Source organism: Larkinella arboricola (assembly GCF_003259745.1).
GTDB lineage: Bacteria > Bacteroidota > Bacteroidia > Cytophagales > Spirosomataceae > Larkinella > Larkinella arboricola.
The window spans coordinates 54,659-73,633 of record NZ_QLMC01000003.1 but is presented as its reverse complement, the minus strand read 5'-3'; the positions used below and the strand labels follow the sequence as shown (position 1 = coordinate 73,633).

Genomic DNA, 18,975 nt, shown 5'->3' with positions numbered 1-18,975 from the left:
GCAAAGGTAGCCAAAGTAAATCCAATACCGTAACCCGTTTACAACAAATCAGTATACAACTGCCAATATTGTTGGGCGGCTCGTTCCCAACTGAAGCGGGCAGCCTGCTGGCGGAGCCGGGTGGCCCGGAACGGATTGGCGCGGAAGTCGTTGAGGCCCGCAAAAACGGTTTCGGCCATTTCTTCCGGTTCCAGCGATTCAAAGTAATAGGCATCCGTACCGCCGATTTCGGGCAGGCTCGTCAGTCGTGACAGAAAAACCGGCTTGCCACAACTCATGGCTTCGACCACCGGCAGGCCAAAACCTTCGGAAAGGGACGGGAACAAAAAGGCGTCGCAGTGTTGGTAGAGCCAGCTTTTGACGGCTTCCGTGACCGTGCCCGGCATCACCAGCCGATCCGCAATTTCCAGGTGCTGCGCCTGTTCGCGCAGGTGGGCTGCGTAGGGATGGGTGTCGGGGCCGGCCAGCACGAGCTGCCATTCCGGGAAGGCTTCCAGCAGCGGCAGCAGCGTGTGCAGGTTTTTTTTGGGATGAATCACACCAACAAACAGGAAAAACGGATTCGAAACGGCGAGCGGCTGGGCAATGGCGCGGTTAAGCGAATTACCGTTGTAAATAACCGTCAGTGGAACGTTCGGAAGCGTCAGGTGCTGGCGAGCGACGGAGGCCGTGTATTCCGAGATGGTGGTGATCGCCGAGGCCCGGTCAACCTTGCGCTGTAAAGCCGTCAGGCGGTTTGCCTTTTTGGCGTCGTTATAATCCGTCCGTTCCAGAAAGTTCAGGTCGTGGATGGTTAAAACCGTTCGGGTCTGTCGGGATGCGGGCCAGAACCGCGAATCCTGGTGAGTACAGTGCCACAGATCGTAGGTGCCCGGATTATACCACTTCCGCCACCAGGCCGCTGTTTGGTAATGAACGTTCGTGCCGAAAACGCCTTCCTGTCCTTTCGGAACCAGAAACGTAAGCCGGGCCGACGGTGGTTTTTGCCGAACCAGTTCCTGACCCAATTGCAGGCAGAATTGCCCCAGGCCGCTGTTCAGATCCCGCAAACGTTCGGTATCAATAAAGATGTTCATGCGATTAGATCAGTTTTCCAAACCGTATTTTCCGAGCAAATTGCGTTAGGGTGTCGGTGCCGCGAATGTCGAGCCGCTGGAGTTCGTAGCGGTTGTTCACGGGGAAACGGTTCAGGCGGTTGCCAATCCGGAACGCCAGCCCGATACCCAACTGCTGCATGGCCCGCTGCATGGCCTGTTTGGTGGCTGCCTCTTTCGGGCGCCCCCCGTACGGATAGGCAAACGCCCGGATGTAGGGCAGGTTTAGGGTGTCAAAAGCCGTTATGTTCTCGGTCAAATCCTCCTCAATCACCGCTACGGTTTGGTGTTTATAATTCAAATGCTGGTGTGAATGTAGCGCCAGTTCGAACGTCGGGAGTAGTTGCCGGAGCTGGTTGGTGGCCATGAGTAGTTCCGTACAGCCGTCCCATTCGTTGCACCGACCTATAAAAGCCGTTGGAACAAACAGCACGGCGTTCATTCCAAACCGTTGCAGGATCGGTAGCGCATGAGTCAGGTTATTGACGTAGGCATCATCAAACGTAATCAATACCGATCGGTCGGGTAATGATTTTGGGTCTTGTAGCGACCTCATCAGTTGTTCAAGTGTAATGGTCTGGTAATTATGGTCTTGCAACCACTGCAATTGCCGCTCAAATTGGGGTATTGAAACCGTTAGTGTGTCTTGCAATTCTGGATGAATTTTGTGGAACATTAACACGGGGAATCCTTGCCTGGTGCGGAAAAAATGCCACACTCCATACACACTCAACAAAGTGGCAATTAGCCAGATCATAGATTATTTTATCATTTTTTCGGCCTAAAAATCAGGATTATTTGCGTTAAATAACAAATTACTGCCCAATTGGCAGGCTTTTTTAAAGTTGTTGGCTTTTAGCGGCCAATATGGCGTTAAAAAGCGGCATGGTAAATTAGGTACGTAATTTGAACAACAGTAACCATACAACCAATAAGTAGGCTTATGAAACCGATAGAAAATACGCTACAGGGAATGGGAGGACAGTTTGATTTGCTGAATACTCTGTATGGTGGATCGAGCATGACCCGAATGGAAACCGAGCAGGAATCAGACCGGTTGGTAATTAAATTATCCGCTCCCGGCGTTGGCCCCGATGCGTTTAATGTTTTGATCGACGGAAAAAAACTGGTTTTATATACATTACTCCAGCAAAAAAATATGTCGGAAGGCCAAAGCCTGGCCGTACCGATGTTTTTGAGGGTTATCGATATTCCGGATTTTGTTGATGCCGAGCATATCGAGGCCACGCAGGAAGAAGGCCACGTTCTGGTTCATCTGCCGTTTAAAGACGGGCAGCATTTCCAGCGCCGGGTAGAAATCCAGAACCTGTTCTAATTATTGGCCTGACTAACACACGAGCGGTTGGACAAACCAGACCGCTTTCCGGAAAAAGACCTGCAATCTGAAACCGTTCCGCTTCGGCGGCTCCACGGTGATTCGTTTGCAGGTCTTTTTCATTTTTTAAACGGAACCACGGATAAAATCTTCCAGGGCGTTGAGGTGTTCGGTGAAAGCCTGGCGACCGGTTGGCGTGGCCGAATAGGTAGTGTTGGGCTTACGGCCCACAAATTGTTTTTTTACGGAGACATAGCCCTGCTCCTCCAGCGCACGCAGGTGCGTCGCCAGATTCCCGTCGGTCATGTCCAGCAGTTCTTTAAGGGAATTGAAACTCAGGGTTTCATTCACAATCAAAACCGACATAATCCCTAATCGGGCCTTACTCTCAAACGCTTTATTAAAACCTATCAGGAACTCTCGCATCAGCGCTTTCGTTCGTCTCGTTCATACTTGAGGTACATTACGGTACCGTAAATAATGTGCAGCAGTCCAAATCCGACGGCCCACGTCAGGAGTGAATAGCCGGTCCAGAACAGGGCCAGTAAGCCCAGCAGAATTTCTGACAAACCGAGGTATTCAACGTCGCGGACGGTGTATTTACTGCCACTACAGAGGGCCATTCCGTAAAAAATAAGGGTTGCCGGGAATGTCAGCCAGATCAGGTTGAACCGGATCAGCGCCAGGCAAAAGATGCCACCCGCAACCAGCGGAACTGCCAGTGCCCAGAGTAGCCGTTTCGAGGTGCTGTTCCAGACACTCTGCCCCTGTCGTCGGCCCTTGCGAACCGTAAAAAAGATGCCCAGCAGCAAAGCCGCTACCAGAACGATGGTGCCATCCAGTATCAGAAAGTCAACCATTTCCCGACGGTCCGGCCCATTGAGTCGGCTCATGCGTTCGTAACTGAGCAACGTCAGGTGATCGTTCTGTAGTTTCACGTATGCTGCTCCGGCACCCAAAAGGGCTACAATTCCCGCTGAAACCCCCGATAGTCCACTTAACGACAGAAACTTCGAGGAGCGTTCCATCAAGCTCCGGATTTCCGTCAGGGTTTGTAAATGTTCGTGCGATTCGGACATCAAAAAGGAAATTGAATGGTTAAGATGGTTTGTTATGCTTTTTATGGTCTGCTCGTAGAGGATCTCAACGGTAAATGGCTACCATCAAAACCATCCCGTCCTTTCCAACCATTCCATTAATTTAGTACCAAAAATCAGAATACCGACGACAACCGCCAGAATAACCACCAGCAATACGGCCCCGGCTGCCAAATCCTTGACGGCTTTAATCTGCGGATGGCGTTCCGGCGAAACCACATCGGCGAGTTTTTCGATGGCCGTATTAAAGGCTTCAGCCGCCCACACCAGAGCCACCTGCGTCAGAATCATGGCCCATTCGATCCGGTCCAGCCGGAGCCAGATACCGGCAATCACAACGGCCACTGCTGCCAATAAGTGAATTTTAGCGTTATTTTCAAACCGGAACAGGGCGATGATACCGTCGGCTGCAAACCGAAAGCTCCGCAGGTTTTTCCGAACGTCAATCCAGCGACTCATGCGTACGGCGTTGAACGTACTGGGTGAAACCGATATAGAGCGTCACCAACGCAAAAGTATACGAAAGTGTGAGTTTCAGGGCAAAGGGATTAAACAGACTTTGAATAACCAGTTGTGCCAGATCGAGCGGATCCGTGAATAAATCCCAGCTATTAAGCCGAATGTAGCGGCCCAGATACACGCCAAAACTGGTCAGCATCAGGCACCCGATCATGATGATCCACGTTCGTGTATGCCCCAGGCGTTGGTTCAGCATCCGGTGGACCAGAATCTGGGAGTATAGACCCGCCAGCAGCCCCGTGAGGGCGCACATAAAAAACATCATGGTGTCAAACCAGAGGGTTTCTACCGGAACGTGCTGAATGTGAAACAGGTCCGTGATAATATACGGAGAATTTGGCAGAAACAAGAGCCAGAAGACCAATCCCGGCCATAGGACCCAGTTAGGAAGCTGTCGGCTTTCCAGCCCTTCACGCAGCGCCAGGGCGACGACGAGAGGAATCCAGGCCAGAAACAAATTCCAGCTAAGCATTTTGATGTACCACGGGTGTAAACGCACAATGACCATGGCCATACTCATGACCGACAGCAGAATCAGCATCCGTAAGCCTTCGCCGGAGCGGTAAACGGCAAGTAGTTTGTTTAGCATGGTGCAAAAGAACTTTGAGTTGCAAAGTAGCGAAGGGAATTTGTCCGGAACAAGCAGATGGGCGAAAATATTTAACAAGGGCTCGGGCGGCCATTTCATTTGTATTTGATGGGGTGATCATCAAACGCTTTTTGGGGTGGTTAAAACGTGGTAACTTTGTAAAAAACACTTCTGATGCAGACCAACCTGAATCAACGACTCGAAACGATGCCCGCCCGGCGGCAGGAACAATTGCTGGCTTTTGACCGCCTGCTGACCATCATGGACGAACTGCGCGAACAGTGTCCCTGGGACCGTAAGCAAACGATGGATACCCTGCGGCACCTGACCATCGAAGAAACCTACGAACTCTCGGACGCTATTCTGGAAAAGGACCTGCCCGAAATCCGGAAAGAACTGGGCGACGTGATGCTGCACCTGGTTTTTTACGCCCGTATCGCTTCCGAACCGCAGTCCGGGGCCACCTTCGACATTGCCGATGTACTGAACGGAGTTTGTGACAAACTGATTTCCCGCCATCCCCATATTTACGGCGATGTAGTAGCCGATACGGAAGAAAAAGTAAAGCAGAACTGGGAGCAGCTGAAGCTGAAAGAAGGAAACAAATCCGTGCTGGCCGGGGTGCCGGGTTCGTTGCCCGCTCTGGTGAAAGCCATGCGGATTCAGGAAAAAGCCCGGGGTGCCGGATTCGATTGGGAAGAAAAACAGCAGGTTTGGGAGAAAGTAGAGGAAGAAATGCAGGAGTTTAAGGCCGAGTTCAACGCCGAAACCGACGAGAAAATCGATGCCGAGCGGGCGGAGAAAGAGTTTGGTGATGTGCTGTTTTCGCTGGTCAACTACGCGCGTTTTATTGACATCAACCCCGAAACGGCTCTGGAGCGTACAAACAAAAAGTTTATCCGGCGTTTTCAGTACCTGGAGGAACAGGCCCGCAAGACCGGCAAACAATTAAAAGACATGACGCTGGACGAAATGGAAGTTTACTGGCAGGAAGCCAAGCAGTTTGTTTGAACTAACCTGTGACTTTTAGAGCGTTACACGTCTTACGGTAAGTAAAAATTCACACCTTTATTTACCGTAACATGTACGTCCGTTTTCTACTTTCCGCCGGGCTGGCTGCCTTGTTGAGTTTTACTGCTTCTCTGGCCCAGGATCTTGATTTTAACACCACCGCTCCGCTTTATCCGGATGGGGCCCTGTCTCACTCCTATACCAGCATTGGTACACCAGCGGTTACTGTTGACATCAGCATCACCGGCCCCGGTTTGTTTTCGAATCTGTCTCCGCGCCGGGCCGGTACCGGGCTGAATACACCCAGCGTCAATTTTAGCAATGCGGGCGAAACGAAGAATTATAGTTTTACATTCAGTGATCCCGTTATGGGGTTAGAATTTCCGCTGCTTGCCCTTCAATATAAAACCGATTTTACAAACCAGAATCACAACTATCAGGACAAGATTATCATTCTGGCGACAGATGAAGCAGGCAATGCCGTCATGCCCGTCATTCCGGCCGGAGCAGGCTACAGCGTCAATGGAAACGAAATTCTGGCAACGTCCAGTACCCGGGCGGATGTCAATAAAGTGAGTTTCCCGGAAAAAGTAAAAAATGTGACGATTGTTTACGGAAACGGGCCGTTAGCCGGTCCTGATCCCAACCCGCAGGGATTTACCATCGGTGATATGGAGTGGGCGGGTGTAGTGCTGCCGGTTGAATTAGCCAATTTTCGGGCGAAACCCATTCGTAGTGTCATTCAGTTAGTATGGGAAACCACGTCCGAGCGCAATGCAAGCCATTTTATTGTTGAACACAGTATCGATGTAGCCGAGTTTAGGTCCATCGGTCGGGTAACGGCGTTTGGCGATGGCAGTCGGCGGCAATTGTATTCTTTCGTGGATGATCAGTCGCATCAGACGACGAATTATTACCGGTTGCAGCAGGTCGATAAAGATGGAGCAACGCACTATTCCAAAATCATTGCCGTGCGGCACGATGAACACTTGCCCGCACTTTCGGTTTACCCAAACCCCTCCGACGGCCGCTCCATCGGGGTGCAGATGAATGAACCTGATCGGTCGTCGCTGCGATTGACCGATTTGGGGGGTACTTACATCGCCTTTCGCGTCATCGAAAAAAATACCGGGCAAGTGACACTGGAGCCTTTAGCTCCGTTAAAACCCGGTTTTTATCTACTGCATGCCCAGGGCTGCAAAAGTGTTCGGGTGTTTGTTAAATAAATCAGTTAGCCGGTAACGATGGACTATAACTTATCTTGGGTGGCAGGGAACAGGGCAACTTTCTTTTTTGGTTGATAAAGGGAGAGCGGCACGCTCTGGTTAAACCGTTTGCCCGAGCGCACAGGTTTTCTTTTTCGAACTACCTTTTTCTTTTTTAACTTGCAGTATGAGTGAGAAACGCTGGATATACCGGCCGATACCGGAGTCACCCGAGGAGTTACTGGCGGTTGAAAACCTGACCCGTGATCTGAAAGTAAGTCCGTTCATGGCGATGCTGCTTGTGCAACGGGGGGTATATAACTTTGACCAGGCCCGAACGTATTTCCGCCCAGAACTCCCACATCTGCACGATCCATTTCAGATGAAAGACATGGACAAGGCGGTGCAACGGCTGCAAATGGCGATGGTCCGGGAGGAGAAAATCCTGATTTACGGTGATTATGACGTAGATGGTACTACTTCGGTGGCTTTGTTCTACGGTTTCATGAAAACCATTTATTCCAATCTGGATTATTACATTCCCGACCGGTATAAGGAAGGATACGGTATTTCGGCGCAGGGCATTGAATGGGCCGCTGAGAATGGTTTCTCGCTGATTGTTAGTCTCGATTGCGGTATCAAATCCATCGAGCGTGTCGAGGAGGCCTGGGAAAAAGGCATTGAATTCATTATTTGTGATCACCACCGTCCGGGGGCCGAACTCCCTAAAGCGGTGGCCGTGCTTGATCCCAAGCGTTCGGACTGTGAGTACCCCTGCAAAGACCTGACGGGTTGTGGCGTTGGCTTTAAGCTGTTGCAGGCGCTCTGTTTGTTCAGGGGAATTCCGCTCGAGCAATTATATGATTTTCTGGATTTACTGGCCATCAGCATCGCGTCAGATATTGTACCGATTACGGGCGAAAACCGTGTTCTGGCCTACTATGGTTTGAAAAAGCTGAACTCCACACCCGGTTTTGGGGTGCAGGCGCTCATCAAGATTGCCGGTTTTAATTCTACGCTGGACATTACCAATGTGGTTTTCGGGTTAGGTCCGCGGATTAATGCCGCCGGCCGAATTAAGCACGCTAAAGCCGCCGTGCAGTTGTTACTGGCCGAAAGCGAGCAGGAAGCCACCGATTTTGCGTTTGAAATTAACGAGCACAACAACAGCCGTCGGCAATACGATACCAGCATTACCGAGCAGGCCCTGGCCATGATTCAGAGTGATGAATGGCTCCTGAATGCCAAAAGCACGGTTCTGTTCAACAATACCTGGCACAAAGGCGTGATCGGTATTGTGGCATCGCGCTGCATTGAAAAATATCACCGGCCAACGATCATTTTGACCGAATCGCATAACCGGGCGGCTGGCTCGGCGCGGTCGGTGCCGGGCTTTGACGTCTACGAAGCCATTGAAGAATGCGCCGAATTACTCGAGCAGTTTGGTGGCCATACGTTCGCAGCCGGTTTGACGCTTAAGCTGGAAAATATCAAAGCATTTCAGCAGAAATTTGAGGAAGTGGTTACCCGGCGTATTCTGGAGGAACAGCTCATTCCGATGATCGAAATTGACATGGAGCTTGATCTGGATGCAATCGACCAGAAATTCTACAACGTTCTCAAACAGATGTCGCCTTTCGGCCCGCAAAACATGGCGCCCGTTTTTTCAACCAGCGATGTTTATCTGGTCGGAGAACCGTACATCATGAAGGAAAAGCACTTGAAAATAACCGTACAGCAGGCCGGGTCTTATAAACGGTTTACCGCGATTGGTTTCAACATGGCCCACCACGCCCTTTTTCTCCGGCGCGACCAGCCGTTTTCCATTTGTTACCAGATTGAGGAGAATAATTATAACGGGAATAAATCGTTGCAGTTATATTTGAAAGATATAAAGGCGACAGTAGGCGCTGAGCAGTAGGCAACATGATTCTCCGAACCGAAAACTTAATTAAAAAATACGGCTCCCGACTGGTGAACGATCACGTTTCGTACCAGGTCGAACAGGGCGAAATCGTTGGTTTGCTCGGTCCCAATGGGGCGGGCAAAACCACTTCTTTCTACATGGCCGTTGGCCTGATCAAGCCCAATAGCGGCAAGGTTTATATTGACGACCTGGATGTTACAGACCTGCCCATGTACAAGCGGGCGCGGCTGGGTGTCGGTTATCTGGCCCAGGAAGCGTCGGTGTTCCGGGATCTGACGGTGGAAGAAAACGTTCTGGCGGTACTGGAAATGACCAACATGTCGCGGCAGGAGCAGAAAAATAAGGTGGAACAATTGCTGGAAGAATTTAGTCTGACGCACGTTCGGAAAAACAAGGGGAAGGTCTTGTCGGGGGGGGAGCGTCGGCGTACCGAAATCGCCCGGAGTCTGGCCGTTGATCCGAAGTTTATTCTGCTGGACGAACCGTTCGCCGGGGTTGACCCCATTGCGGTGGAAGATATTCAAAGCATTGTGGCTCAGCTCAAATACAGAAACATTGGCATTCTCATTACCGACCACAACGTCAACGAGACTCTATCCATCACCGACCGGGCCTACCTGTTGTTTGAAGGTAAAATTCTGAAACAGGGAACGGCTGAAGATCTGGCTAACGATGAGCAGGTGCGTCGGGTCTATCTGGGACAAAATTTCGAATTGAAGCGAAAAGAGTTTAAGCAATATGCCCACCTTAATCCAAAAACCGACTCTCATTGAAGCCGCCGGGAACAAACCTAAGCGGATTGAAGAATACGCCGGGCGGGTCAACAGCCAGCATTCGGCCGTAAGCGTGGCCCGGATGGTATCGCCCGAAGGGTGGGAGGAACCCGGCCAGCGCCCGGAATTTGAGGAAATAACCGTTGTCCTGAACGGGATGGTTCGGGTGGACTACGAAGGCGGTTCGCTGGAAGTCCGGGCCGGTCAGGCGGTAGTGGCCCATCCGGGTGAGTGGGTTCGTTACAGCAGTCCCGAACCGGGCGGTGCCGAATACATTGCCGTTTGTTTGCCCGCGTTTGCGCCGGAAACCGTGCACCGGGATTCTTAACTCAGTACCTCCCGCAAAACCGCCAGTGACTTGATTTCGCCCAAACTGTCAATGTGAATTCGGTAAAACGCCACCAGCGCGTCCAGCAGTTCGGCCCGCGTTTGTCTGGAAACCTTGACAGGCGCTCCCAATCGTTGCCGCAGAAACGTATTCAGGGCTTTTTCAGTGTTCTCGTCGGGTAGAAACGGGTATTTCTGTTCCTGTAGCTGACCTTCGAACTCACGGGCGTTGCTCGGGCCAAATCCCAGAAAAAACGCCAGTTTCAGCAGAAAAGCAATGTGAAAATTCTCGTAGTCGGCTTCGGCTTCTTCCAGATACCGGACACTATCTTCCAGAAAGTGATACAACGTCAGGTTGCTGGCTTCTTCTTTCAGGGTTTTAGTCAGCATTTCGCTCACAAACAACGCCAGACTGGACTTGGCAATATCGAACGGGATATGCTGGAACGGATAATTAATTTTAACTTCAGAAAGCCGGTGCAGGTCTTTGTCCGGCTTGTAATACACCACCATGTCAAGCAGTGTTAACGGCTGAAAAAACGCAATCCGGTTGGTTTTACTCTTCGCTGAACGGACGCCGTTAACGAGGTAACTTTGCAGCCCGAATTCCTCGGTATAAACACGAACGATGATGGATGTCTCGCGGTAACGAAAATAACTCAGAACGATTCCCCGGGTTTTGTGAAGCATTTTATCGGTAAAAAATCTCAAAGGCCAGTAAAAAGCATCTGCTACAAGCGGCCAATTACTTACTAATTTAGCACTTTTTTCGCGGATAACCCAGGGCTGTGTCCCCCGTTATCCATGTTTTACCCCACTGGGTTACTTTCTGATTTACCGGGTTGACTGTGGATAACCGGGGGCGCGCCCTCGGGTGGGTCCAGACACAACGACACCAGTCATGTCTGGACCCACCGGATGGATCATGTACCTTTCACTGCTTACTCCTCCAGCGCCTTGGCCAGCAGCAGCTGGATTTCATGGTTTTCGTGCGAGTGCTCCAGCTTACCGACCCGGTCATTCAGGTCCTTCAGGAGTTTCTTCGCATCGTCTGTGCCAATGGCAGCAATCCGTTGAATGGTATAGGGCAACTGCTTTGGCAATTTCGATTTTTGAGCCATTTCCAGTGCCCGTTTCATATCAATGGCGGCCAGCGGTTCGGACGCATACCACACCATCAGCGGCAGGTTATGATCATCTTTATCCGCCGATTTCTGCACGAGGGCGTCCAGCACCTCCCACCGTTGGCTCGGTTCCAGCCGCATCATGGCCGATGTCAGGTAAAGCCGTACGAGCGCCGAATTATCGTTTTGGGCCAGAGCCGCAAACCGTTTCAGCGTTTCGCCCGAAACGGCCTTGTCTTCGGCCAGCAACTGAATGGCCCAACTTCTGACGTATTCGTTTTCATGGCCCAGTAAGTCTTCCAGTTCGTTCTCCGTCAGACCCTTCGTAACGTGAAGCGCCCAGAGCGCGCGGAGTTTACGGGTGGCATCCGGATTTTTAGCCAGAATTTCTTTCAGCGCCTTGTGCACCTTTTTGTTAGGGCCGCGTTCCTGCAAAATGGTTCGCGCCTGACGAACGTACCATTCGTTACCGCTCAACTGGTACGCAACCAGTTCTTTATCCGAAGCTTTCAACAGATCGACCTGTGCCCATTTGTCATTCTCGTGGGTGATCTTGAAAATCCGGCCCATCGTTTTGTTATGAACATCCGGGTTGGCGCTATGGCACTGGTTTTTGTCGTACCAGTCAATGGCCCAGACCGAGCCGCTGGCGTCGTATTTCATGTTGAGCCACTGTGACCAGGAGTCGTTCATGGACAGAAAATCCGGTTTGTGTGTGACCATGTAGCCCGACCCGGCGCGGTTTGGGTGGTCCTGGTTTAGCTTGGCACCGTTGATGTTGTTCATAAACACCTCGTTGCGGTATTCCTGCGGCCAGCTGTTCCCGAGATAAATCATGGCTCCGGAGTGAGCGTGTCCACCACCTGCCGACGCCGAGCGGAAATTACCGGCATGTGGTCCCCGCTCACCGACCCAGTGGACGTGGTCGGCGTGGGTTTTAATATCGTCGTACGTGTACGGGTTAAAGTGGTTGCCAGCCTGCCGCTGGTAGCGCCCGCCCTGAATCATGTGGTACATATGCGGAATCACGCAGGCCGTAATGAAAGCGTGGCCGTAGTCGTTGAAATCAAGTCCCCAGGGATTACTGGTTCCTTCGGCGAACACTTCAAACTGCCGGGTGGTCGGGTGGTAGCGCCAGACCCCGGCATTGAGTTTCGTCCGTTCCGAATCCGGCGCGCCCGGTTTGCCCACGTTCGAATGAGTAAACACCCCGTGGTTGCCGTAGAGCCAGCCGTCGGGGCCCCAGCGCAGGCTGTTCAGGGTTTCGTGGGTGTCGTGCGTACCCCAGCCGTCGAGCAGCTTCTGAATTGGTCCGGACGGTTTATCATTTTTAAAATCGGCGGGAATAAACAGTAGATAGGGGGCCGCACCGAGCCACACACCACCCATGCCGACCTCAATTCCGCTGACCAGATTCAGTCCTTCCGCAAAAACTTTCTTCTTGTCCAGCGTTCCGTCGCCGTTCGTGTCCTCAAAAATCAGGATACGGTCCCGGCCCTGTCCTTCCGGTGCCGGAACGGGATACGTGTGCGACTCCACCACCCAAAGCCGACTGCGGGCGTCGATGGTGAAAGCAATCGGTTTAATGATCTCCGGTTCGGCGGCTGCCAGCGTAATTTTAAATCCTTTCGGCAACGTCATCGCTTTGGCCGCTTCCACCCCCGAAAGACCGGCATTCAGGACGGGGTCCAGGGGCGGCAGGATAATAATGTCCTTCTGTTTCAGTTCATTGGGGAAGGTCGGGCGTGTGGCGTAAAACTGAAAATCGTCAAAATTGATGTGCGCCCATTTGTCGTTCGGGATATACGGTATTTGCGAAATGCCGGTTTCGTTATCAATAATCCGGATGAATATCTCCTGATTCAGATACGGTTGCAGTTCTACGACGGCGGGTTGCAGCGTGGCCCGACCTTGCCCGGTGATGTGGTAAATAACCTTGTTTGTTCCGGCCTGTACAATCTCCACGCGCGTATCCTGTAGAGCCCCGCCCGACACTTTGAAGGCGGCAAACGGCTGCGTGACCTTGAAAGGCACGGAGGTTAAGGTCCCGGTTTGTTTGTAGTGGGTGGTTCCGCCACTGCTCAGAAAATACTTGCCGTCGAAACCGATGTGCATGTCTTTCTCGTGAACGGGCGACGGGTCATCCTGCGCAAAAAGGGGATTGGTAAAGGCGTCACCGGTGGCAGCCCAGTCTTTCAACGTTCCGGTTTCGAAATTCAGGTTCAGAGGCTGCCCGTCTTTCGTGGGAATCTGCCCGGCCACCGTAGCGTCAGAAATCGACCCCTCGACCACTTCAAAATTTCCGACCATCCCGGCTGCGCGGTGGCCCGGAACCGAGCAGAAATAAGTGTCATTCTGGTCAGCGGTAAACACAATGCTGGTACTGGACCCCTTTTCGAGAATCGTTTTGCTTTTGAGCTTCAGCTTCTCGAGGGTAATATCGTGCGTCATTACCTCGCCGTTGGTGATGGTAATCCGGACGCGGTCGCCTTTGTTGGCTTTTAACGTTGGGTTGCGGGCGCCGTCTTTAGAAAAATAACCCAGCATGGTCGCTTCGAGCTTGTAGTCACGATCAAACCGGGCGGTATCCTGAACAGCTTTGGATTTGGTTTTGGAAGCCTGAGCCGCGCTGTCCCTGGGTAGCAGGAGGAGAAGGGCAAACAGCAGCGGTGTAAGCAAATGTAATTTACACATGGGTAAAATCGCGGGTTTCTTTAGCAATATTTATGTTAAAAGTAGGAGAAAATCAATCATGGTCAAAGTGGCACCTACCAAAAGCTACAGGCGAATAGGGAGAAGTTTGGGGCTTTAGGAGGGATAGATTTCTGCCGGTTACATTAATTATGGGTATGCTCTGAAATCCTGCGCAAAATTGACCATTTTTGCGGTCTTTATAGAAACCCTCAATACCTCATATCCTTCATGAAACTATACCGTACCCGCCAGGGCATCGTTGTTGAACACGAAAACCGCTTCCACCGCGCGCCCAGCGATGACTGGGACTATCTTGTTAATCAGGATGATCTGTTCAACTTTCTCCAGCAGGAAATACCGTCTACAGCCGCTTCCGACGAATACCGTAGCTGGACCGAAACGCAATTGTTACCGCCGATTAGTCAGCAGGAAATCTGGGCGTCGGGCGTAACGTACATGCGCAGCCGCAACGCCCGGATGGAAGAGTCGAAAGATGCCGGGGGCGGAGATTTCTACGAACGGGTTTACGACGCCGAACGCCCGGAACTGTTCTTTAAATCGACGGCCGCCCGCGCGGTAGGGCCGGGCGATGGCGTACGCATCCGGAAAGACTCTACCTGGAATGTGCCCGAACCGGAACTGACCCTGTTTATCACCTCGAACGGCAAAATTGTGGGGTATACCGTCGGCAACGACATGAGTTCGCGGAGCATTGAGGGCGAAAACCCGTTGTATCTGCCGCAGGCCAAAACCTACGACGGCTCGGCGGCCGTCGGACCGTGCCTCTACGTGCCGGGAGCGCCCATCTCGTCCGATACCGAAATCCGGCTCGAAATCCGGCGCGATAACCAGACGGTTTTTGACGAAAAAATTGCCATCAATCGCATGAAGCGGAAACACGACGAACTGGTTTCTTTCCTGTTTCGCGAAACCACTTTCCCGCACGGATGTTATTTAATGACCGGCACCGGTATTGTACCCGGCGATGATTTTACGCTGGAAGCCGGTGATGAAGTGCGTATTTCAATCGAAGGAATCGGTACATTGGTTAATACCGTACAACGTTAAAAGCATGAGTTTTCAAGCCATCAACCCCGCCACCGGCGAAGAATTAGCCGGTGTATTCGAAGAATCAACCCCGGAACAAGTTGCTCACGCCTGTTGGCAGGCCGCTGCGGCCTTTCACACGTATCGCAAACTCTCAGGCGAAGCCAAAGCCCAGTTTCTGGATCGCATCGCCGACGAAATCATGGCGCTGGGCGACGAGCTGCTCCAACGCGCCAACCAGGAAACGGCCCTGCCCATTGCCCGGCTGACGGGCGAACGGGGCCGGACCACCGGGCAGTTACGGCTGTTTGCGCAATACCTCCGCGAAGGCTCCTGGGTCGACGCCCGTATTGACACGGCGTTGCCGGATCGCCAGCCGTTGCCGCGTCCGGACCTGCGGCAGATGCTGATTCCGCTGGGACCAGTCGGCATTTTTGGCGCGAGCAACTTTCCGCTGGCGTTTTCGGTCGCGGGGGGTGACACGGCTTCGGCGCTGGCGGCTGGCTGTCCGGTAGTGGTTAAAGCGCATCCGGCTCACCCCGGTACATCGGATTTGGTTGGGAAAGCCATTCGGAAAGCCGTGGAAGCCTGCGGGTTGCCGGAAGGTGTTTTTCAGATGGTTCAGGGTCGGGGTGTGGAAGTCGGCATGGCGATTGTCGAAAGCCCGCTGATCAAAGCCATCGGTTTTACGGGTTCGTTTCAGGGGGGAAAGGCGATTTATGATGCTGCCGTCCGCCGTCCGGAACCGATTCCGGTGTATGCCGAAATGGGCAGCACCAACCCGGTGTTTTTTCTGCCCGCCATTCTGAAGGACAAGGGCCTGGATCTGGCAAAGGCGTATGTGGATTCGGTGACGCTGGGGGTGGGGCAATTTTGTACCAATCCCGGTCTGGCGATTATTAAGCAGTCAGACGGGGGCGATGCCTTCATCAGTCAGGCCCGGCTGGCAATGACGCAGACGCAGCCGACGCCCATGCTGACCAAAGGAATTTATCAGGCTTACACCTCCGGCATTGAGAAACTCAATTCCGTTTCGCGGGTTACAATCGCCAGCCAGTCCGAAGCCGTCGTGGAAAGTTATGCGTCGGGGCACCCAACGCTCCTGTCTACTACGGCGGATGTATTGCTGGAAAACCCCGAGCTGGCAGAAGAGGTGTTCGGGCCAAGCAGCCTGATGGTCACAGCTGACACAAAAGAAGAGATGCTGTCTGTGGCCAACGGCCTGGAAGGCCACCTGACGGCGACGGTTTTCGGCACGCCCGACGAACTGCCCGAATACGCCGATTTGCTGGAAATACTGGAACAAAAAGTGGGGCGGGTGCTGATCAACGGTTTTCCGACGGGGGTCGAAGTGAGCCACGCCATGAATCACGGCGGTCCGTATCCGGCCACAACGGACGTTCGCTCCACGTCGGTCGGTACAAACGCCATCCGACGGTTTGCCCGGCCGGTTTGTTACCAGAACTTCCCCGATGCACTGCTGCCGGATGCCCTGAAAGCGGATAACCCGCTGGGCATTTACCGGTTGGTAGATGGCGCGTGGAAAAAATAGAAGGCGTGTATCGCAAAGTTTAGCAGCGAGTCAGGAGAGAAGCGGTGTCTCCGCTCAACTCCGGTATTCTCTGCTAAACTCTGCGAAATAACGTTTTCCTTTCATGCGTTACACTTCCTTTTCTACCGCAATAAAATGCGTCAGTTCGCCCTGTTTCGTCCAGATGGGGTCGATTTCGATGTCGCAGAGGTAAGGCGTTCCTCCTTTACGGTAATTGATCAGTTGTTGTCGGATTGGGCGGGGCCGCGACCGTAGGTGCGCCTGCGCCAGATCGTCCGACAATTGACGAAGCCGCGCGGGGTCGGTATCCGGGCCCTGTAGAAAACGGGGTGTCCGGCCAATGGCTTCCTGCGGTTTGTAGCCCGTCATGGAAAAGAAACGGTTACTTACCCACAAAATCGATTTGGCCCTGTTGGAAATAACGAGGGTGTTCCCGGCAATCAACAGCTTTTCATAGTTTCGGGTCAGCTTCCAGTCAAATGTTCGGGCCAATTCCGCCAGTTGCTCCATTTCGCGCCGATGCCGACGCTCCTGGGCCTGAGCGAGCAGAAAAAACTCCAGGGAAGCCGCTGGGAATACCCGGGTCGAGACGGCGGTGTGCCGTAAATATTCCGCATAGGATTGATTGGACTGCATGGTTGTTGTCAACAAGTTGACGAGAAAGATAACACTTCGTTGTGCTACCAGGTCATAACAAATGGAACCGCTTTAGGATTTCATTTTTTAGCGAAACGGACGCGCTTCTTATTTTACTTCCAGCACAAGACCCATTGTCCACCGGAAATCGTTGTTTTTACGACCGACGGCCACTACGCTCTCGTAGGAGTTTTGAACCATTGTTCGGACGCTGATCAGCGCCGTCAGCCGCATCTGAAACGAGACGTTGCCGTTCCACCGCAGGTTAGGCTGGTTGAGGGCCGGTTGCAGAAACAAGGTATGGTTGACCGAATACCGTCCGTCGTCCCACTGGTATTCCCCGAACACCCGCGTCGAATTTCGCAGCACATTGACATCCTGAACTTCGGCAGTGTTGGAAATAAAATCCGTGTATTCGTACAGCAGCACGTTGGTGACGGACAGGTAGGCATTCTTCCGGCTGAGAAGTTTGTAGCCAACCCCCGCGCCACCGGTGAGCCGATTCCGGATTTTACGCAGGTTGCTGACTTCGGTAGCCCCAAAACCCAGGTAATAAAACCGTCGTTCGTGGAGGTAACTGGCCCGGAAATCGGCCAGAAATTCGCGTTCATTCAGTTGCTGGTTTTGCCGTCCATAGGCGAAAGTGGGGCTGCTGGCAAACCGGAAAATTTTGCTGACGGCCCAGTCGAACGAACCACCCACCTGAATTAGCGCCCGGTCAACGTTTCCGGCGGTAATGGTGCCGTCGGCGGTAATTTTGTAGTGAAAACCCGTCGGGTCGCTGGCGGCCACGGGCGCGGCCTTGGCGGCTTCTTCCTTTTTGAGACGGGCCGTTGAGTCGGCAATAGCCGCCGAGTCGGGCCGGGCGGCTTTTTTTAACGTATCCGGAACAACGGTTTGGGCTAGAACGCTGACCGGGAAGAGGAGGCAAAAAAGGAGGCTGATTTTAGAATAGGTCATCGGCAAAAATAGGATGGTTTCTTGTCTATAACGCCCGATGCCGTACATTTGACTTCGGATTGTTACCAAAATGATTCAATCGCCCCTAGAATCGTAAACCAGACCGATTATTATGAACAAGAAACTACTTGCCTGTTCACTCCTGACTGTCTTCTGCCATACGTGGGTAATGGCCCAATCCTGGGAAACCGTTGCGACCAAAAACGAGTGCGAAAAACGCCATGAAAATGCGGCTGCCCTGGTCGGTGACAGCCTGTACGCCATTGGTGGGCGGGGCATGAAACCGCTGGAAGCCCTTAATCTGAAAACCCTGATGTGGAAGAAACTGCCGACGCCACCGGTGGAAATGAACCACTTTCAGGCCATCAATTATAAGGGCGAAATCTACGTGATGGGTGCGTTTGAAGGCAAGTATCCGCACGAAACTCCCATTCCAAACATTTATATTTACAGCCCCAAAACCGGCGTATGGCGGAAAGGGCCGGAAATTCCGAAACCGCAACTGCGCGGCTCGGCGGGCGTGGTGGTCTATAAAGACAAGATTTATATGGTTTGCGGTATTATCGACGGCCATTATGACGGCCACGTGTCGCGCCTGGACGAGTATGATCCGAAAACCAATACCTGGAGACAACTGGCCGATGCGCCCCGCTCCCGCGATCACATTGCGGCTGCGGTCGTCGGTGATAAAATGTATCTGGCGGGCGGACGCCGGTCGTCGGCCAAAACCGGCAAGGTAATCGACACGACCCTGCCGGAAGTGGACGTGTACAATTTTAAAACCAATACATGGGAAACCCTGCCGTCGGAAAGCAACTTTCCAACCCTGCGGGCGGGTGGCACGGCGGTGACCAAAGATAACAAAGTGTGGATCATCGGTGGGGAAAGCGAGCAACTGAAAGCCCATAACCAGGCCGAGATTCTGGACCCGAAAACCAACCGCTGGACGTCGGGACCAAAACTCAACGAAGGCCGTCACGGTACACAGGCGGTGGTGTATAAAAACCGTATTTACATTGTGGCCGGATCGGCCAACCACGGCGGAGGACCGGAATTGAATAGCGTCGAAGTTTTGAAATAAATC

The 18,975-nt window shown here is 52.6% G+C and carries 19 protein-coding genes; 9 read left to right on the top strand and 10 right to left on the bottom strand.

What is annotated here, in order from left to right:
• Positions 1-38: 38 nt before the first annotated feature.
• Together LX87_RS11740 and LX87_RS11735 are read right to left on the bottom strand one after the other, a co-directional pair.
• Positions 39-1,076 carry a glycosyltransferase family 4 protein gene (locus LX87_RS11740; protein WP_111628439.1) on the bottom strand — a complete coding sequence of 346 codons (1,038 nt, stop codon included), beginning with the start codon at positions 1,074-1,076 and terminating at the stop codon, positions 39-41.
• Between the two features lie 4 nt (positions 1,077-1,080).
• Positions 1,081-1,650, bottom strand: coding sequence for a polysaccharide deacetylase family protein (locus tag LX87_RS11735; protein ID WP_170139352.1), 570 nt, complete (start codon positions 1,648-1,650; stop codon positions 1,081-1,083).
• Positions 1,651-2,037: 387 nt separating this feature from the next.
• On the opposite strand from LX87_RS11735, the gene LX87_RS11730 reads away from it, so the two are divergent.
• Positions 2,038-2,430 carry an Hsp20/alpha crystallin family protein gene (locus tag LX87_RS11730; protein WP_111628437.1) on the top strand — a complete coding sequence of 131 codons (393 nt, stop codon included), beginning with the start codon at positions 2,038-2,040 and terminating at the stop codon, positions 2,428-2,430.
• A 126-nt stretch (positions 2,431-2,556) separates the two neighbouring features.
• Here the strand turns inward: LX87_RS11730 and LX87_RS11725 are convergent, their stop codons facing one another.
• From LX87_RS11725 to LX87_RS11710, 4 genes are all read right to left on the bottom strand, one after another.
• Positions 2,557-2,856: a winged helix-turn-helix domain-containing protein gene (locus tag LX87_RS11725; protein ID WP_111628436.1), complete on the bottom strand. Its 300-nt coding sequence runs from the start codon at positions 2,854-2,856 to the stop codon at positions 2,557-2,559.
• Positions 2,856-3,509, bottom strand: coding sequence for a hypothetical protein (locus LX87_RS11720; protein ID WP_111628435.1), 654 nt, complete (start codon positions 3,507-3,509; stop codon positions 2,856-2,858). The genes LX87_RS11725 and LX87_RS11720 overlap by 1 nt, the downstream gene beginning before the upstream one ends.
• An 84-nt stretch (positions 3,510-3,593) precedes the next feature.
• Positions 3,594-3,986: a diacylglycerol kinase family protein gene (locus tag LX87_RS11715; protein WP_111628434.1), complete on the bottom strand. Its 393-nt coding sequence runs from the start codon at positions 3,984-3,986 to the stop codon at positions 3,594-3,596.
• The gene (locus LX87_RS11710; RefSeq protein WP_111628433.1) at positions 3,970-4,635 is read right to left on the bottom strand and encodes a DUF1361 domain-containing protein; all 666 of its coding nucleotides are present in this window, start codon (positions 4,633-4,635) and stop codon (positions 3,970-3,972) included. Before LX87_RS11710 ends, LX87_RS11715 begins: the two co-directional genes overlap by 17 nt.
• 174 nt (positions 4,636-4,809) lie before the next feature.
• Between LX87_RS11710 and mazG the strand changes: the two genes are divergently transcribed.
• The 5 genes from mazG (at position 4,810) to LX87_RS11685 (ending at position 9,879) form a co-directional block, all read left to right on the top strand.
• Entirely contained in the window at positions 4,810-5,646 is an 837-nt protein-coding gene (gene mazG / locus LX87_RS11705; RefSeq protein WP_229310637.1) for a nucleoside triphosphate pyrophosphohydrolase, read from the top strand.
• A 71-nt stretch (positions 5,647-5,717) separates the two neighbouring features.
• Positions 5,718-6,872, top strand: a complete 1,155-nt coding sequence (locus LX87_RS11700; RefSeq protein WP_111628432.1) for a T9SS type A sorting domain-containing protein — start codon at positions 5,718-5,720, stop codon at positions 6,870-6,872.
• A gap of 166 nt (positions 6,873-7,038) precedes the next feature.
• Positions 7,039-8,772 carry a single-stranded-DNA-specific exonuclease RecJ gene (gene recJ / locus LX87_RS11695; RefSeq protein ID WP_111628431.1) on the top strand — a complete coding sequence of 578 codons (1,734 nt, stop codon included), beginning with the start codon at positions 7,039-7,041 and terminating at the stop codon, positions 8,770-8,772.
• 5 nt (positions 8,773-8,777) lie between these two features.
• Positions 8,778-9,551 carry an LPS export ABC transporter ATP-binding protein gene (gene lptB, locus LX87_RS11690; RefSeq protein ID WP_111628430.1) on the top strand — a complete coding sequence of 258 codons (774 nt, stop codon included), beginning with the start codon at positions 8,778-8,780 and terminating at the stop codon, positions 9,549-9,551.
• On the top strand, positions 9,517-9,879 hold the full coding sequence (locus LX87_RS11685; RefSeq protein WP_111628429.1) for a cupin domain-containing protein: 363 nt from the start codon (positions 9,517-9,519) through the stop codon (positions 9,877-9,879). Before lptB ends, LX87_RS11685 begins: the two co-directional genes overlap by 35 nt.
• Here the strand turns inward: LX87_RS11685 and recO are convergent.
• Both recO and LX87_RS11675 read right to left on the bottom strand, forming a co-directional pair.
• Positions 9,876-10,568 (bottom strand): DNA repair protein RecO, encoded by a 693-nt coding sequence (gene recO, locus LX87_RS11680; protein ID WP_111628428.1) that lies wholly within the window; start codon positions 10,566-10,568, stop codon positions 9,876-9,878. The genes LX87_RS11685 and recO overlap by 4 nt on opposite strands.
• Before the next feature lie 251 nt (positions 10,569-10,819).
• Complete coding sequence (locus tag LX87_RS11675) at positions 10,820-13,696, bottom strand: PVC-type heme-binding CxxCH protein (RefSeq protein WP_111628427.1); 2,877 nt, start codon at positions 13,694-13,696, stop codon at positions 10,820-10,822.
• Between the two features lie 228 nt (positions 13,697-13,924).
• Between LX87_RS11675 and LX87_RS11670 the strand changes: the two genes are divergently transcribed.
• Together LX87_RS11670 and LX87_RS11665 are read left to right on the top strand one after the other, a co-directional pair.
• Positions 13,925-14,764 carry a fumarylacetoacetate hydrolase family protein gene (locus tag LX87_RS11670; protein WP_111628426.1) on the top strand — a complete coding sequence of 280 codons (840 nt, stop codon included), beginning with the start codon at positions 13,925-13,927 and terminating at the stop codon, positions 14,762-14,764.
• 4 nt (positions 14,765-14,768) lie between these two features.
• Positions 14,769-16,295, top strand: coding sequence for an aldehyde dehydrogenase (NADP(+)) (locus tag LX87_RS11665; protein ID WP_229310636.1), 1,527 nt, complete (start codon positions 14,769-14,771; stop codon positions 16,293-16,295).
• A 108-nt stretch (positions 16,296-16,403) separates the two neighbouring features.
• Here the strand turns inward: LX87_RS11665 and LX87_RS11660 are convergent, their stop codons facing one another.
• On the bottom strand, positions 16,404-16,931 hold the full coding sequence (locus LX87_RS11660; RefSeq protein WP_111628424.1) for a PAS domain-containing protein: 528 nt from the start codon (positions 16,929-16,931) through the stop codon (positions 16,404-16,406).
• Positions 16,932-17,039: 108 nt separating this feature from the next.
• The gene (locus tag LX87_RS11655; protein ID WP_111629171.1) at positions 17,040-17,891 is read right to left on the bottom strand and encodes a DUF481 domain-containing protein; all 852 of its coding nucleotides are present in this window, start codon (positions 17,889-17,891) and stop codon (positions 17,040-17,042) included.
• A 112-nt stretch (positions 17,892-18,003) separates the two neighbouring features.
• Here LX87_RS11655 and LX87_RS11650 point away from each other — a divergent pair, with 112 nt between their 5' ends.
• The gene (locus LX87_RS11650) at positions 18,004-18,972 is read left to right on the top strand and encodes a Kelch repeat-containing protein (protein WP_111628423.1); all 969 of its coding nucleotides are present in this window, start codon (positions 18,004-18,006) and stop codon (positions 18,970-18,972) included.
• Positions 18,973-18,975 lie beyond the last annotated feature (3 nt).